Source organism: Eubacteriaceae bacterium ES3 (assembly GCA_030586155.1).
Taxonomy (GTDB): Bacteria; Bacillota; Clostridia; order Eubacteriales; family Eubacteriaceae; genus Acetobacterium.
In genome coordinates this window covers 2017707-2032827 of sequence record CP130741.1, presented here as the reverse complement: position 1 = coordinate 2032827, position 15121 = coordinate 2017707, and the positions used below count along the sequence as shown (strand labels likewise).

Below are 15121 nucleotides of genomic sequence, written 5' to 3'. Positions count from 1 at the left end.
CCCGGATTGTATTTAATGTATTGTTTTGCTATAATGTGCCTGTTTACGGAGTTTAGCAAGGAGGACTTTATGGGTAAGAATTTGGTGATCGTTGAATCACCGGCAAAAGCAAAGACAATAAAAAAATACCTTCCAAAAGGCTTTGAAGTGGAAGCGACAATGGGGCATGTGATTGATTTGCCTAAAAGTCGTCTGGCCATAGATATAGAAAATGATTTTCAACCGGAATACATAAAAATCCGGGGGAAAGGGGAGCTTCTAAAAAAGCTCAAAAAAGCGGCAAATAAAGCAGATGAAATATATCTTGCAACTGACCCTGATCGCGAAGGTGAAGCAATATCATGGCATATGGCCAATTTTTTAGAAATTGACTTAAAGAAACAGTGTCGGATTGAGTTCCATGAGATTACTAAACGGGCAGTGAATGCAGCGATTGAAAACAAACGGAGTATCGATATCGATTTGGTCAACTCTCAGCAGGCCAGGCGGATTCTTGATCGTCTGGTTGGTTATTCTTTGAGTCCTTTTCTATGGAAAAAAGTAAAAAAGGGGCTCAGTGGCGGACGTGTTCAATCTGTTGTGACTCGAATTATTGTAGATCGAGAACAGGAAATTGAGGCTTTTATACCGGAAGAGTACTGGAATCTTGATTTGACGCTAAAGAAAAACGATGATCCGCTTCAGTTTTTAGCTAAATTTCATTCTGAGGACGGGAAAAAGAAGACGATTGCAAATGAAGAGGAAGCAATTCGGCTATCTAAAATAGTTGAAGAAAGCAGTATCCAAGTCGCAAAGGTTAGTAAAAGAACCAGAAAACAAAAGCCGCCCTTGCCATTTACAACGAGTACCCTGCAGCAGGAAGCCTACAAGATTTTGGGATATTCCACACAGCGGACTATGCGGGTTGCGCAGCAGCTTTATGAAGGGATTGATATTAAGGGGCGCGGACTGACCGGGTTGATTACCTATTTAAGAACGGATTCTACACGTATTGCTGAGGAGGCCGTTCGTGACAGCGCCAGTTTCATCGAACAGAAATACGGTAAAGAGTACCTGGGCGGGAATCATGAAGCAGGAAAAAAGAAGAACGTCCAGGACGCTCATGAAGCGATTAGGCCTTCATTGATTGATTTAACGCCAGAAGAGGCAAAAGGTTCACTGGAATCTGATCAGCATCGCTTATATAAACTAATATGGGAACGATTGATCGCCAGTCAGATGTCGCCTGCTGAATATTATGTTACCAGTGTTGATATTACGGCCCAAAATCTTTTATTTAAGACAAAAGGCGAAATACAGAAATTTGATGGTTTTACCAGAGTATTAAAAGCATCTGGGAAGACAGAGGATTCAACTTTACCGGAACTAGCTGTGGGTGATGAGCTGGTGCGTATAAAAACTTTGACAGAACAGAAATTTACCAAGCCGCCAGCCCGTTATACAGAGGCTTCGCTGGTTAAGATTCTGGAAGAAAAGGGGATTGGACGGCCAAGTACTTATGCACCAACAATTTCTACTATCAAAAATCGTGATTATGTAGTGGTAGAGGATAAACACTTTAAACCAACAGAGTTGGGTGTTACGGTGACTGAAATGATGAAAGAATATTTTAGTGATGTCGTTAATATTTCCTTTACGGCTGAAATGGAAGACCGGCTGGATAAGGTGGCTGATGGAGAAGTCAATTGGGTGGAAGTGCTTCGTGATTTTTACACCGGTTTTGAAAAATCTTTGAGTACAGCGACTGAAAAAGCCGAATCGGTCACTATTATGGACCCGGAATCAGATGTTGACTGTGAACTTTGCGGTCGCCGGATGGTAATTAAGAAAGGTCGGTATGGGCGCTTTCTTGCCTGTCCAGGTTTTCCTGAGTGCAAGAATACAAAACCTTATTATGAAAAAACCGGTGGTGTTTGTTCGAAATGTGGAGGTGATCTGGTTAAGCGGACTTCAAAAACCGGTAGAACTTTTTATTCCTGTAGTAATTATCCAGACTGCGACTATATGAACTGGGATATGCCAGTCCCTGAAAAATGTCCGCAATGTGGCTCGACCATGTTTCAGAAGGGCTTAGGTAAACGAAAAACGATTTATTGTGACAAAAAAGATTGCGGTTTTATTAAGCCCAATGAAGCATAATGGAGATAGACGATAAATTTTAGAAAGCGAGATTAAAAGATGTTTCATGCAACGACGATTATTGGAGTCAGACACAAGGGGCAGGTAGCCATTGCCGGTGACGGACAGGTAACTGCCGGAAATTCGGTCATTATGAAAAACAATGCGGTTAAGATCAGAAAACTATATAAAGATCAGATATTAGCTGGATTTGCCGGGTCAGTGGCTGATGCATTTTCTTTGATTGATAAATTCGAACAAAAGATTGAAGCCTATAACGGGAATCTTAAGCGGGCTTCCATCGAGCTGGCAAAGGATTGGCGATCTGATAAAATTCTTAGAAAACTGGAAGCGATGCTGATTGTGATGGATAGAGAGCAGACTTTAGTCTTATCGGGAAACGGCGAAGTGATTGAGCCTGATGATGATATTGCCGCGATTGGTTCAGGCGGCAATTATGCTCTGGCAGCTGCACGAGCATTAAAAGAGAATTCGGACTTGTCAGCCAAAGAAATAGTAGAAAAATCTCTGCAGATAGCTGCAGGCATTTGTGTTTTTACAAATGGGCATATCACAGTAGAAGAAATTCAGGAAGGAGAGTAAATGAAAGAATTAACCCCTAAAAAAATTGTAACTGAATTAAACCGATACATTATTGGTCAGGATAACGCGAAAAAAGCGGTGGCAATTGCACTTAGAAACCGTTATCGAAGAAGTCTCCTCTCTGAAGAATTTAAAGATGAGTTTACCCCCAAGAATATTATTCTTATGGGACCGACAGGAGTTGGAAAAACTGAAATCGCCAGAAGAATGGCTAAACTGGTAAATGCGCCTTTTATTAAAGTGGAAGCGACGAAATTCACTGAGGTTGGCTATGTGGGCCGGGACGTGGAATCCATGGTTCGGGATTTAGTGACAACATCAATTAGAAATGTCCAGCAGGAAAAGATGAAAGAGGTTTACGAAGAAGCTGCCGGCAATGTCGATGAGTTAATCCTCGATGCGCTGGTCCCTCGTAAAAAAGTAAAAGACGCGGTCAAGTCTCCTTTTGACGCCTTTTTAAAACCCAATCAGCCGGAAACGGAAGTGATCGAAGACCCACAAAAGGAAATGACTCGTAAAGAAAAACGCGAGGCTTTTCGGAAAGATCTTCTCGACGGAAAGCTGGAAGAAAATATCATTGAGATCGAGGTTGATGAGGACAGTGCCAAAGCAATTGGTGTAATGCCAGGGATGGGTGCTGACGATATGTTTATCAATATGAACGAAATTTTAGGTGACTTTTTTCCTTCTAAAAAAACTAAGAAAAAATTGCCGATTAAAGATGCCCGTAAAATTCTAATCAATCAGGAAGCACAAAAACTGATTGATATGGAAGTGGTAAAGGAACGGGGAATCCGAGAAGCTGAGCAGAATGGCATTATTTTTATCGATGAAATTGACAAAATTGTTGGCAATGGTTCTTCACACGGACCTGATGTTTCACGAGAAGGTGTTCAGCGTGATATTTTACCAATAGTTGAAGGGTGTACAGTGAACACTAAGTATGGTCCAATTCAGACTGATTACATCCTATTCGTTGGAGCCGGAGCTTTCCATGTAGCAAAAATTGAAGACATGATTCCAGAATTGCAGGGGCGTTTTCCAGTCAGTGTTTCACTGGATAGTTTATCAGAATCTGATTTTGTCCAGATTTTAGAGAGCACAGATAATTCAGTGATAAAGCAATATCAGGCACTGCTAAAAACAGAAGATGTCAATTTGATTTTTGGCGAAGGCACTCTTGAAGCCATAGCACGGATTGCATATCTTAAAAATGAAGAAGAAGAAAATATTGGGGCCAGAAGGCTTCATACTGTTTTAGAGAAACTGCTTGAAGAAATTTCATTTTATGCTTCTGACTATGAACAGGAAGATTTTATCATTGATGTAGACTATGTGAATAATCAGTTTAAACTTTCGGATACCAGAAAAAACTACGATCGTTATTTATTGTAAAAAAAACTTGAAATAATTTTACGCCTGTGTTATAGTTCATGGGTATGTATTACACACATCTTCTGAAAAGCTGGAGGTGCCGGAAACGGTTTGCCAGATTTTTAATGACGAAGGTGGAGGTTAAAACCAAGGAGGAATAGTAATATGGCATGTGTTTCTATGAAACAGTTATTGGAAGCGGGGGTGCATTTTGGACACCAGACAAGAAGATGGAATCCTAAAATGGCACCATACATCTTTACTGAGAGAAATGGTATTTATATCATTGATTTACAGCAGACAGTAAAGAGAATTGAAAAAGCTTTTGAATTTGTTAAAGATCTTGCTGCTAACGGAGAAGATATTCTTTTTGTTGGAACAAAAAAGCAGGCGCAGACAAGTATTGAAAAAGAAGCTAAAAGATCTGGCAGTTTTTGTGTAAATCACCGTTGGTTAGGTGGTACTTTAACTAACTTTGAAACAATCAGCAAACGAACTGAAAAACTACATGAACTGGAAGCAATGGAGGAAGATGGTACCTTTGATCTTTTACCTAAAAAAGAAGTTATTCGTTTAAAAAGACAACGTGATCGTCTGCAGAAATTCCTGGGTGGAATCAAAGACATGAAGGGTATGCCAGGCGCGATTTTCGTTATCGATTCTAAAAAAGAGCGAATTGCTATTGCAGAAGCTAAAAAATTAGGTATTCCAATTATTGGGATTGTTGATACAAACTGTGATCCAGACGAACTTGATTATATTATTCCTGGAAATGATGATGCTATTCGTGCTGTTGCACTGATTCTGTCAGTAATGGCTGATGCTATCATTGAAGGTCGACAGGGTGAACAGGCTGAAATTGCTGAAGCGATTGAAGCTGAAGCGTCTTCTGAAGCTGCAGATGCAGTTGAAGCTGGCGATGATATGGATGTAGAATAATAAACTTTGGAGGATTATCGTGGACGCTAAATTAGTAAAAGAATTACGAGAAAAAACCGGTTCAGGAATGCTGGACTGTAAAAAGGCATTAGTTGAAACTGACGGTGATATTGAAAAAGCAATCGCTTTTTTACGAGAAAAAGGACTAGCTGCAACAAGTAAAAAGTCTGGTCGACTGGCTGCTGAAGGTGTTGTTGAATCCTATATCCATATGGGCGGAAAAATCGGTGTTCTGGTTGAAGTAAACTGTGAAACTGACTTTGTTGCTAAAAACGAAGGTTTTATGAATTTTGTAAAAGACGTTGCTATGCACATTGCAGCCAGCAATCCGCTTTACGTTACTAAAGAAGAAGTTCCTACCGATGCACTGGATAAAGAAAAGGAAATTCTTCGTAACCAGGCATTAAATGAAGGAAAGCCGGAAAAAATTGTAGACAAAATGGTTGAAGGCCGAATCAGCAAGTATTACAAAGAAATCTGTCTGATGGAACAACCATTTGTAAAAAATCCTGACTTAACGATCGAAGAACTGGTTAAAGAACAGATTATGACAATCGGCGAAAACATTAAAATTCGACGATTTGCACGATTCGAAATGGGTGAAGGCCTCGAGAAAAAAGAGGAAAACTTTGCTGAAGAAGTTGCAAAACAGATGAATGCATAATTCTTTGAAAAGAACACTAAAGTGTTCTTTTTTTAAAGCGTTGTAAAACATCATTGATTAAGATATAATATTATATTAGGAAAGGGGGAGATTTTATGGAACCGAAATACAAACGTGTTATCATTAAACTTAGTGGTGAAGCCCTTGCAGGCGGATTGAATCATGGCATTGATACCCCTACGGTAGAAAGAATTTGCAAGCAAATCAAAGAAGTTTTTGATTTAGGTGTCGAAATCGCAATTGTTGTTGGGGGTGGAAACTTCTGGCGTGGCCGCAGCGGTGAAGGTATGGATAAGTCTACCGCTGATTATATGGGGATGCTGGCGACGGTTATTAATGCTTTGGGCCTTCAGGATGTACTGGAGGAGATTGGTGTTCCTGTCCGGGTGCAGACAGCTATCGAAATGAAGCAGATCGCTGAACCCTATATCCGACGAAAAGCCGTGAGGCATCTTGAAAAAAGACGGATCGTTATTTTTGCTTCTGGAACCGGGAATCCCTTCTTTACAACGGATACGACTGCAGCTTTGCGTGCAGCAGAAATCGATGCAGAAATTATCCTGCTGGCTAAAAGCATTGATGCTGTTTATGATTCGGACCCATTGCTTAACCCTGATGCCAAACGATATTCAGAATTAACCTATATCGACGTGCTGAATAAAGGCTTAAAGGTAATGGATTCCACAGCGACATCACTTTGTATGGATAATCATATACCGATTCTTGTGTTTGGACTTGATGAACCCAAAAATATTTTACGCGCCATTATGGGCGAACAAATTGGAACAATTATTAAGGAGGCATAGAGATGGTTAAAGAAATCGAAATGAAAGCAAATGAGAAGATGGAGAAAGCCCTCAATAATCTGCATGAGGGATTAGCAGGTCTTCGGGCTGGACGGGCAAATCCTCGAATGCTTGATAAAGTGACTGTTGATTATTACGGAGCCGAGACACCACTTAATCAATTAGCCAATATCAGTACCCCAGAACCGCGAATGATTGCAGTGCAGCCTTATGATGCAACAGCAATTCCTGCTATTGAAAAAGGCATCTTGAAAGCAGATCTTGGCTTCAACCCATCTAACGATGGTAAATTGATCCGATTGTTGATTCCTCAGTTAACTGAAGAACGTCGTAAAGAACTGGTTAAACTGGTTAAAAAATATGGCGAGGAATGCAAGGTAGCCATTCGAAATATCAGACGACATGCCATTCAGGAAATGAAGGATGGACAAAAAGAAGGTCTGGTAACGGAAGATGATCTGAAACAGGGTGAAAAAGAGATCCAGAAGATTACTGATGACGAAATTAAAAATGTCGATCAGATTCTTAAGGATAAGGAAGCGGAAATTTTAGAAGTTTAGTCTGTTTGTTTTGTATTGATGTAAATAGAATTTCACTAAGAGTGGGGTGACCCACTCTTAAGTGTTTTATAAATAAAGAAGTGTGATTGAAATTGGAGTAAAAATGAAAAAACAATCCAAAGAAGAATATTTGGAAGAGCTTTTAGAACCGATTGTGACAGAAGCAGGATATCAGCTTTATGATCTGACTTTTGAGAAAAAAGGGAAGGATTGGGTACTCGTATTATATATTGATGCAGAACAGTTGATCTCTTTAAATGATTGCGAAACAGTCAGCAGAATTGTCAGTGATTTTCTGGATGAAAAAGATCCTATTGAACAGTCATATTTTCTGGAAGTTTCATCTCCTGGGCTTGATCGTACGATCAAGAAGGAAAAACATTATCTCAGTAATATAGATAAAAGAATTTCTGTGAATCTCTTTGCACCGATCAATGGAAAAAAAGAAATGAGTGGACTTTTAAAGAAATATCAGCCAGATACAATCACGATCTTGTTGGATGATGGTGAATTGATAAATCTGGAAATCGAAAAAATATCAAAAGCCAATAGAGTGGATGAAATTGATTTCAGTCCGCAACAGAAACAGAATAAGGAAGGTGTATAAGAATGAATGCGGAGTTTTTAACAGCTCTCGATGTTATCCAGGAAGAAAAATCTATTGATAAGGAAGAGCTGATTCAAGCTATCGAAGCGGCAATTTCGACTGCATATAAAAAGCATTATGGTAATGCCCAGAATGTAGACATTAAGATCAATCGAATAGATGGAGATATACAGGTTTTTGCAATGCTTGAAATTGTTGAGATTCCGGAAAGTGATCAGTATGAAATTTCGCTTGATAAAGCTAGAGAGCAGGATCCATCATATGAGTTGGGAGATTTCTACAGAAAAGAAGTGCGACCAAAAGATTTTGGAAGAATTGCAGCACAGAATGCCAAGCAGCTAATAATTCAGCGAATCAAAGAAGCAGAACGAAATATTATCTTTAATACTTTCCTGGAAAAGCAGGATGAAGTTTTAACGGGTATTGTCAAGCGAATCGATAAAGGTATCGTTTATGTTGATATTGGTAAACTTGAAGCCGCTATGCTTCCATCAGAACAGGCTTCAGGTGAAGAATATTTCATGAATCAACGGCTTAAAGTTTATGTCCTTGCAGTTAAGAAAACGACAAAAGGAACTCAGGTGAATGTCTCCAGAACTCATCCTGGCCTAGTTAAACGCCTATTTGAATCCGAGGTGCCAGAGATTTTCGAAGGACTCGTAGATATTGTTTCTATCTCACGAGAAGCCGGTTCACGAACAAAAATTGCTGTAAAAGCCAATAGTGAGGAGATCGATCCGGTCGGAGCTTGTGTAGGCCAAAAAGGAATGCGAGTTCAGAATATTATTAATGAACTTAACGGTGAAAAAATTGATGTCATTAAGTATAGTGATGATATTGAGGAGTACCTTACTAATTCATTGAGTCCTGCAAAAGTCATGAGGATTATTCCCAATAAGGATGATAAAACGGCAATTGCGATTGTTGATGATTACCAGCTTTCATTGGCAATCGGAAAAGAAGGTCAAAATGTGCGACTGGCAGCAAAACTGACAAGCTGGAAAATTGACATTAAAAGTCAGTCTAACTTTGATGAATCGGCAATAGCAGAAGATAGCGTTTTAGAGGATGTCTTAAGCGACTTCACTGAGGAAGAAGATCCGCTGGACGAACTTTTTACTGAAGATATTCTGATGGAACTAAAGGATGACCTGGAGAATCTCTAAGATGGATCTTAGTGGTTTGCTATGGTATAATAAATAATTGACTAAAGAGGCGGAAAATGAAAAAAATTCCTCAACGAACCTGTGTTATTTGCCAACAAAAGTTTGATAAGCGGGATTTAATGAGAATTGTTGCGGATAAGTCTGGAAGAATCTTCTACGATCCTACCGGAAAAGCAAATGGCCGGGGTGCTTATATTTGTCAGTCGCCGGCATGCCAGGAACAATTTTTAAATAAGAATTACTTGGAACGCACATTTAAACGGAAGGTTGAGAAAGATGTTGTCGATGAAGTTCGACAGCAGATTTCAGAAAAAACGATGAAATGATAAATTAAATGAAGGGAGGAATAATATGTCAAAATTAAGAGTATACGATTTAGCTAAAAAACATAATATTGCCAGCAAAGAATTCGTAGTTATTTTAAATGAGTATAATATTCCTGTAAAAAATCACATGAGCGCTTTAACAGACCGTCAGGTCGAAGAATTTGAGAGCAAGTTCGATATGAAAAAATATGAGGAACAAAAAGCTCAGAAAGAGAAAAGCGGCGAACTGAAAAGAGAATTGGAACCGGAAGAGACGGACGATTATAAAAGCAAGAAAAATCGAAAGGGGGAGGTTTCCAAACAGCAAAATCGAGAAAGCCGACCCAAAGGAAAACCTGATAATCAGGAATCAAAAACTGATTCTAAAAGACCGCCTAAGACAGACAAATCCAATCATACGGAAGAGAAGCAGAGTCCTAAAAAGGCAGTCCCTGCCGAACAAGCTCGGAAAAAGAATGGAAATAAAAAACCCACTGCTCCTCAAAATCCTCCAAAAATGAGAGACCACAGTAAAAAGGAAAAAACTTCTCGTAGCGTTTACAAGCGAATGAAGGATGAGAAAAAGAAGTCTGCTCAAGAAAATCTGGTTTATGAAATTCAGGAAGTTTTGACAGTCGGAGAATTGGCAGATACGCTGGATGTAGGTGCAACTGAGATTATAAAAATTCTGATGATGGCCGGAACCATGGCTACAATAAATCAGGAAATAGATTTTGAAACAGCATCACTAGTTGCCGCAGAGCTAGGGAAAGAAGTTGAAGCCATTAAAGTTGAGGATGTGGTTTCAAAAATTCTTGAAGAATATGATGAAGAAGAAAGTGAAAATGCTGTTAAAAGACCTCCAGTTGTAACAGTCATGGGTCATGTTGATCATGGTAAAACTTCTTTATTGGATCGAATTCGAAAAACAAACGTGATCTCCAATGAGGCCGGTGGAATTACTCAACATATTGGTGCATATACAGTAAGCATTAATCATGAAAACATTGCTTTTATCGATACACCGGGGCATGAAGCCTTTACTGCAATGCGTTCACGAGGAGCACAAATTACTGATATTGCAATTCTTGTAGTTGCAGCAGATGATGGGGTTATGCCTCAGACAATCGAAGCAATAAATCATGCGAAAGCAGCTGGTGTACCAATTATTGTTGCCATCAACAAAATTGATAAACCAGGTGCCAATCCGGATCGTGTTAAACAGGAGCTGACAGAACATCAGCTGGTGGTCGAAGAGTGGGGTGGTTCAACCATCGCAGTACCGGTTTCAGCTAAAACAGGTGAGAACATTGATACATTACTGGAAATGATTCTGCTGGTTGCTGAAATGGAAGAACTGAAAGCTGATCCTTCAAGAGAAGCTCGCGGAACGGTTATAGAAGCTCAGGTTAAACGCGGAAAAGGTCCAGTTGCAACACTTTTGGTTCAGGAAGGAACTCTTCATGTGGGGGATTCCATAATTTCTGGAACAACCTGTGGTAAGGTAAGAACGATGATCGATGATAAAGGAAAACGCGTAAAAAAGGCGGGGCCATCTACTCCGGTAGAAATTTCCGGTTTATCAGAAATTCCCGAAGCTGGGGATGATTTTATTGTTCTGGAAAATGAAAAAGAAGCTCGACAGCTTGCAGAACAGAGAAAAGAACAGCAAAAAGGTGAACGACAACGCCGTTCTAATGTTTCTCTGGACGATCTGTTTACACAAATTCAGGATGGTAACATTCAGGATGTAAATATTATCATTAAAGCTGATGTACAAGGATCAATTGAAGCGATTAAACAGTCATTGGAAAAACTTGACAATGAATCAGTTCGTATCAATGTTATTCATGGCGCTGTTGGTGCTGTTAATGAGACAGATGTTATGCTGGCGGCAACTTCAAACGCAATTGTCATCGGATTCAATGTCAGACCGGATAAAAATGCAACGAAATTGGCGGAAACTGAAGAAGTAGATGTCAGACTTTACAGAGTTATTTACGATGCTGTCGAAGACATTAAAAAAGCTATGGAAGGAATGCTCGAACCTGAATTCGTTGAAAAAGTTGTTGGAAATGCTGAAGTTCGCGAGACTTTCAAAATCCCAACTGGTGCGGTTATAGCTGGATCATATGTAACAGATGGGAAAATGACCCGTCATGATGAAGTACGAATCATCCGTGATGGTATAGTTATTTTTGAAGGACATCTGGCTTCTCTAAGACGATTCAAAGACGATGTTAAAGAAGTTAACACTGGTTATGAATGTGGAATCGGAATTGAAAAATACAATGATCTGAAAGTCGGAGATGTAATAGAAGCATTCAGAATGGAAAAAATTGAGCGGTCGTAATCATATTATTAATAAATGCGACCGATTTAGGAGAAAAAAATGGGATCACATCGTATAGAAAGAATCAACGGACAAATTCAGCGGGAGTTAAGCCTGCTTGTTCTCCAGAAAATCAAGGATTCTCGAATTCGCGATAAAAATGTGAGCATTACCCAGGTGAAGGCGACCCCTGATTTAAAAACAGCGACCGTATATGTGAGTATTTTGGGAGATGAGGAAGAAAAGGAAAATGTACTGGAAGTGCTTAATCATGCCAGTAGCTTTTTACGTTCTAATCTGGGCCATACAATTAAATTGCATTCAGTACCGGCGCTAACCTTTGTGATGGATAATTCTGTGGAATATGGTATGCATATCGAATCCATTTTGAATGACATCAAAAAAAAGAAGGAGATCCAGGGAAATGATGAAGAGAATTCCTGAAGATGTTCTTCTTTGCCTCAATGAAAATCATCGTTTTCTGATACTTCTCCATCAGAAACCCGATGGTGATGCAATTGGTTCAGCGATTACCATGGGAAAAGGACTTAAAAGCTTAGGCAAAGAGGTTGATTATTATATAGAAACACCAGTCGAGGAAAAACTTCAATTTTTCGATGAGGTGAAGTTTTTTAACGAAAAACTGGATGATCATTACGACGTGGTGCTCATCCTTGATTGTTCGACGATGGCATATTGCTATCTTCCTGAGTTAATGCCAACTTACAAGACGCTATTGGTCATTGATCATCATAAAAGTAATCTTGGTTACGGAGATCTGAATTTTCTGGAAATAACTGGTGCGACAGCGGAACTTGTTTTCCGGGTTGTTAAAGCGCTTGACGCGAATTTTGACGAAGAGATGGCAGATGCTACATTTACCGGGATTTCTACGGATACAGGTAGTTTTCAGTTTTCGAATGTTACCTCAGAAACACATTTGATTTTAAGCTATCTTTATGAGCTCAAAGATAATTATTCAGCACTTTCAAAAATACTTCACCATGAGAAGAATATTGATCAGATGAAGATGACAGGTGCGGCGATCAAGTCGCTGGAAATTCTTGATGGTCTGCCCATCGCCTTTATGTTGTTAGATTATAATACCATTAGTCGTTACGGTGGTCTTATTAACATCAGTGATGATATTGCCAATATTGGTCAAAATACCATTGGCGTTGCGATGACCGCCCTTTTAAAAGAGGTGAAGCCTGGGGAGTACCGAGTTTCGCTGCGGGCCAGATATCCTTATGATATTCATGAAATAGCAGTGAAATATGGAGGCGGCGGACACGAACGGGCAGCAGGTTTTAACTATAATGGCGATATTCAGAACATTAAACAGGAATTGATGGTCATGTATCAGTCACAGTGTGATAAAGATGTATAATAATGGCTATTTGAATGTATACAAAGAAAAAGGAATGACATCACATGACGTGGTGTATAAAGCAAGAAAAATTCTGGGTACAAAAAAAATTGGACATACAGGAACTCTGGATCCGGAAGCTGAAGGAGTTCTTGTTTTATGTGTCGGCAAAGCTACAAAACTAGTTGAATATATTACTGGTCTTGATAAAATTTATGAGGCTGAGATTATCTTTGGCACTGAAACTGATTCCTGCGATCTGTCGGGTCAAATTATAAAAACCAGTCAATCTCGGGTAACAGAAGCTCAGTTACAATCGGTCGTACAGCAATTTATCGGAAATATTCGTCAAAAACCTCCAATATATTCGGCTATTAAAGTCAATGGCCGTAAGTTGTATGAGTATGCCAGGGCAGGGATTCCAGTAGAAATTCCTGAACGAACAGTTTTGATTAAAGAGATTAAGACTAAAAATTTTGACGAAAAAAAACAGTGTGCTGTGATTGAAGTTCATTGCTCAAAGGGGACGTATATCAGGTCATTATGCCGAGATATTGGACGTTCACTGTCAACTGTGGCAGTTATGGGAAGTCTGTTACGTAAAAAAGTTGGGGAATTCAGCCTTAATGACGCTTTAACGCTTTCTGAAGTTCAGGAAAAAATGGAACATGAACAACTGTCTTTACAGTCAATGGAGTTTGGGATGGAACACTTTAAAAAGGTTACAGCTACCGAACAGGGTGAAAGGTTTCTGGCAAACGGCAACAAATTAATAGCCAGAAATATTCAAGAGTCATTTGATGCTTTTGATGAAAATGAACTGATTCGATTATATATAAAAAATGATTTTACTGGAATTGGACAAGTTATTATGACGGCGGAAGAATCCTATATAAAACCACTAAAATTATTGTGAGGGTGAATTATGAACATTGAATATCAGGGGGAACCAATCATTTTGGCTTTAGGTTTTTTTGATGGGGTTCATCTGGGACATCTTGCCTTGCTTCAGGAGGCAATCAGAATCGGACAGAAAAACCAATACAAGACAGGCGTGATGACATTCTCAGAACATCCACTGGAGTTGATATTTCCGAATTATACACCGTGGTTAATTACTGATAATGAAGAAAAACGCAAAATCATAACTGAAGCAGGGATTGATTATGTTTTTTTAAACTCCTTTAATGAACGATTAATGCAATTGACACCAGAAAAATTTATTACAGATTATCTCTTAAAGCGTTATAATATTAAAGGCCTGGTAGTTGGCTATAATTATAATTTTGGATATAAGGCAGCTGGAACAACTAATACTTTAAAAGAGCTGGGCCGGATTTATGATTTTTCGGTGGATATTGTAGCACCCTGTATTGTTGAAAAACACCCGGTTAGTTCTACCTTTATCAGAGAGCTTATCAGCTGCGGTCAGGTTGAGGAAGTGAAACCTTATCTGGGCAGATGTTATCAGCTTTCCGGCGAGGTGATCAGAGGCAAAGGTCTTGGTCATCAGTATGGAATACCTACAGCTAACCTCAAGCTTGATAAAAAGAGAATTTTACCAAGCACGGGTGTTTATTATACACATGTGATGGTTAAGGGACGGACTTATGATGGTTTAACCAATTTAGGCTTTAATCCAACCTTTGAAAAACACCCTTTTAGTATAGAAACATATATTTTTGATTTTGAAGAAGAAATTTATGGTCAGGAGATTCAAATAGAATTTATTGAAAAAATTCGTAATGAGATTAAATTTGAAAATATTGAAGATCTCATTTTACAGATCAAGTCAGATATTGACTTAATTAATAAACGATTCCGAAAAAAGACACATGTCATAACTTTATCTTAAAAAAATCAGGTAACTGAGAGATTTTCATTTACTAAAGTTTTTAAGTATGCTAAAATAATTAAGTTAGTAGCCGTTTACTGGGTTTTTTGAAACTCCAACAAATTACGCGGTTTACGGTCATTAAAATAAAGAACAGGAGATAAAAAATGATTACAAAAGAACAAAAAGCAGAAATCATCAAGAAGTTTCAGATTAAAGAAGGAGATTGCGGTTCCACAGAAGTGCAGATTGCTCTACTTACCGCACGTATTAATGATTTGAATGGTCATTTAAAAACCCATAAAAAGGATCATCATTCAAATCGAGGTTTGCTTAAATTAGTTGGACAGCGTAGAAGATTATTGGCATACTTGAAAGATAAAGATATTTTCAAATATCGTGAACTAATTAAAGAACTAAACTTAAGAAAATAAAAGAAGGCGG

Annotated in this window: 16 protein-coding genes; all 16 read left to right on the top strand. The window is 38.8% G+C overall.

The genetic code is table 11. The annotated features are described in order from the left end of the window. The first annotated feature begins 69 nt into the window (after positions 1–69). The 16 genes from topA (at position 70) to rpsO (ending at position 15111) form a co-directional block, all read left to right on the top strand. Positions 70–2139: a type I DNA topoisomerase gene (gene topA, locus Q5O24_09240; protein WKY46566.1), complete on the top strand. Its 2070-nt coding sequence runs from the start codon at positions 70–72 to the stop codon at positions 2137–2139. 39 nt (positions 2140–2178) lie between these two features. After that, positions 2179–2721, top strand: a complete 543-nt coding sequence (gene hslV, locus Q5O24_09235) for an ATP-dependent protease subunit HslV (GenBank protein ID WKY46565.1) — start codon at positions 2179–2181, stop codon at positions 2719–2721. Continuing rightward, positions 2722–4116, top strand: a complete 1395-nt coding sequence (hslU, locus tag Q5O24_09230; protein ID WKY46564.1) for an ATP-dependent protease ATPase subunit HslU — start codon at positions 2722–2724, stop codon at positions 4114–4116. It begins immediately after the preceding gene. 144 nt (positions 4117–4260) lie between these two features. Continuing rightward, positions 4261–5034 carry a 30S ribosomal protein S2 gene (gene rpsB, locus Q5O24_09225; protein ID WKY46563.1) on the top strand — a complete coding sequence of 258 codons (774 nt, stop codon included), beginning with the start codon at positions 4261–4263 and terminating at the stop codon, positions 5032–5034. 16 nt (positions 5035–5050) lie between these two features. Further along, complete coding sequence (gene tsf, locus Q5O24_09220; protein WKY49239.1) at positions 5051–5698, top strand: translation elongation factor Ts; 648 nt, start codon at positions 5051–5053, stop codon at positions 5696–5698. A 95-nt stretch (positions 5699–5793) separates the two neighbouring features. Beyond that, positions 5794–6504 carry a UMP kinase gene (gene pyrH / locus Q5O24_09215; protein ID WKY46562.1) on the top strand — a complete coding sequence of 237 codons (711 nt, stop codon included), beginning with the start codon at positions 5794–5796 and terminating at the stop codon, positions 6502–6504. 2 nt (positions 6505–6506) lie between these two features. Beyond that, complete coding sequence (gene frr, locus Q5O24_09210) at positions 6507–7064, top strand: ribosome recycling factor (protein ID WKY46561.1); 558 nt, start codon at positions 6507–6509, stop codon at positions 7062–7064. A 103-nt stretch (positions 7065–7167) separates the two neighbouring features. After that, positions 7168–7671 carry a ribosome maturation factor RimP gene (rimP, locus tag Q5O24_09205; protein WKY46560.1) on the top strand — a complete coding sequence of 168 codons (504 nt, stop codon included), beginning with the start codon at positions 7168–7170 and terminating at the stop codon, positions 7669–7671. A gap of 2 nt (positions 7672–7673) precedes the next feature. Beyond that, entirely contained in the window at positions 7674–8837 is a 1164-nt protein-coding gene (gene nusA, locus Q5O24_09200; protein ID WKY46559.1) for a transcription termination factor NusA, read from the top strand. A gap of 56 nt (positions 8838–8893) precedes the next feature. Then, a complete protein-coding gene (locus Q5O24_09195; protein WKY46558.1) occupies positions 8894–9163 on the top strand; it encodes a YlxR family protein in 270 nt (89 codons plus the stop codon). Positions 9164–9188: 25 nt separating this feature from the next. Then, positions 9189–11495 (top strand): translation initiation factor IF-2, encoded by a 2307-nt coding sequence (infB, locus tag Q5O24_09190; GenBank protein WKY46557.1) that lies wholly within the window; start codon positions 9189–9191, stop codon positions 11493–11495. Positions 11496–11534: 39 nt separating this feature from the next. Then, the gene (rbfA, locus tag Q5O24_09185) at positions 11535–11918 is read left to right on the top strand and encodes a 30S ribosome-binding factor RbfA (protein ID WKY46556.1); all 384 of its coding nucleotides are present in this window, start codon (positions 11535–11537) and stop codon (positions 11916–11918) included. Next, positions 11899–12864: a bifunctional oligoribonuclease/PAP phosphatase NrnA gene (locus Q5O24_09180; GenBank protein WKY46555.1), complete on the top strand. Its 966-nt coding sequence runs from the start codon at positions 11899–11901 to the stop codon at positions 12862–12864. The genes rbfA and Q5O24_09180 overlap by 20 nt, the downstream gene beginning before the upstream one ends. Beyond that, positions 12857–13759 (top strand): tRNA pseudouridine(55) synthase TruB, encoded by a 903-nt coding sequence (gene truB, locus Q5O24_09175; GenBank protein WKY49238.1) that lies wholly within the window; start codon positions 12857–12859, stop codon positions 13757–13759. The genes Q5O24_09180 and truB overlap by 8 nt, the downstream gene beginning before the upstream one ends. A gap of 9 nt (positions 13760–13768) precedes the next feature. Continuing rightward, on the top strand, positions 13769–14698 hold the full coding sequence (locus tag Q5O24_09170; GenBank protein ID WKY46554.1) for a bifunctional riboflavin kinase/FAD synthetase: 930 nt from the start codon (positions 13769–13771) through the stop codon (positions 14696–14698). A 146-nt stretch (positions 14699–14844) separates the two neighbouring features. Beyond that, entirely contained in the window at positions 14845–15111 is a 267-nt protein-coding gene (gene rpsO, locus Q5O24_09165; protein WKY46553.1) for a 30S ribosomal protein S15, read from the top strand. Positions 15112–15121: the final 10 nt, after the last annotated feature.

What these genes read in the sequence shown, in the direction of transcription:
- Q5O24_09180 (WKY46555.1), top strand. Translation starts at nt 11,899, where the DNA reads ATGATGAAGAGAATTCCTGAAGATGTTCTTCTTTGCCTCAATGAAAAT.
- Q5O24_09195 (WKY46558.1), top strand. Translation starts at nt 8,894, where the DNA reads ATGAAAAAAATTCCTCAACGAACCTGTGTTATTTGCCAACAAAAGTTT.
- infB (WKY46557.1), top strand. Translation starts at nt 9,189, where the DNA reads ATGTCAAAATTAAGAGTATACGATTTAGCTAAAAAACATAATATTGCC.
- nusA (WKY46559.1), top strand. Translation starts at nt 7,674, where the DNA reads ATGAATGCGGAGTTTTTAACAGCTCTCGATGTTATCCAGGAAGAAAAA.
- hslU (WKY46564.1), top strand. Translation starts at nt 2,722, where the DNA reads ATGAAAGAATTAACCCCTAAAAAAATTGTAACTGAATTAAACCGATAC.
- hslV (WKY46565.1), top strand. Translation starts at nt 2,179, where the DNA reads ATGTTTCATGCAACGACGATTATTGGAGTCAGACACAAGGGGCAGGTA.
- pyrH (WKY46562.1), top strand. Translation starts at nt 5,794, where the DNA reads ATGGAACCGAAATACAAACGTGTTATCATTAAACTTAGTGGTGAAGCC.
- rimP (WKY46560.1), top strand. Translation starts at nt 7,168, where the DNA reads ATGAAAAAACAATCCAAAGAAGAATATTTGGAAGAGCTTTTAGAACCG.
- rpsB (WKY46563.1), top strand. Translation starts at nt 4,261, where the DNA reads ATGGCATGTGTTTCTATGAAACAGTTATTGGAAGCGGGGGTGCATTTT.
- frr (WKY46561.1), top strand. Translation starts at nt 6,507, where the DNA reads ATGGTTAAAGAAATCGAAATGAAAGCAAATGAGAAGATGGAGAAAGCC.
- truB (WKY49238.1), top strand. Translation starts at nt 12,857, where the DNA reads ATGTATAATAATGGCTATTTGAATGTATACAAAGAAAAAGGAATGACA.
- Q5O24_09170 (WKY46554.1), top strand. Translation starts at nt 13,769, where the DNA reads ATGAACATTGAATATCAGGGGGAACCAATCATTTTGGCTTTAGGTTTT.
- rbfA (WKY46556.1), top strand. Translation starts at nt 11,535, where the DNA reads ATGGGATCACATCGTATAGAAAGAATCAACGGACAAATTCAGCGGGAG.
- topA (WKY46566.1), top strand. Translation starts at nt 70, where the DNA reads ATGGGTAAGAATTTGGTGATCGTTGAATCACCGGCAAAAGCAAAGACA.
- rpsO (WKY46553.1), top strand. Translation starts at nt 14,845, where the DNA reads ATGATTACAAAAGAACAAAAAGCAGAAATCATCAAGAAGTTTCAGATT.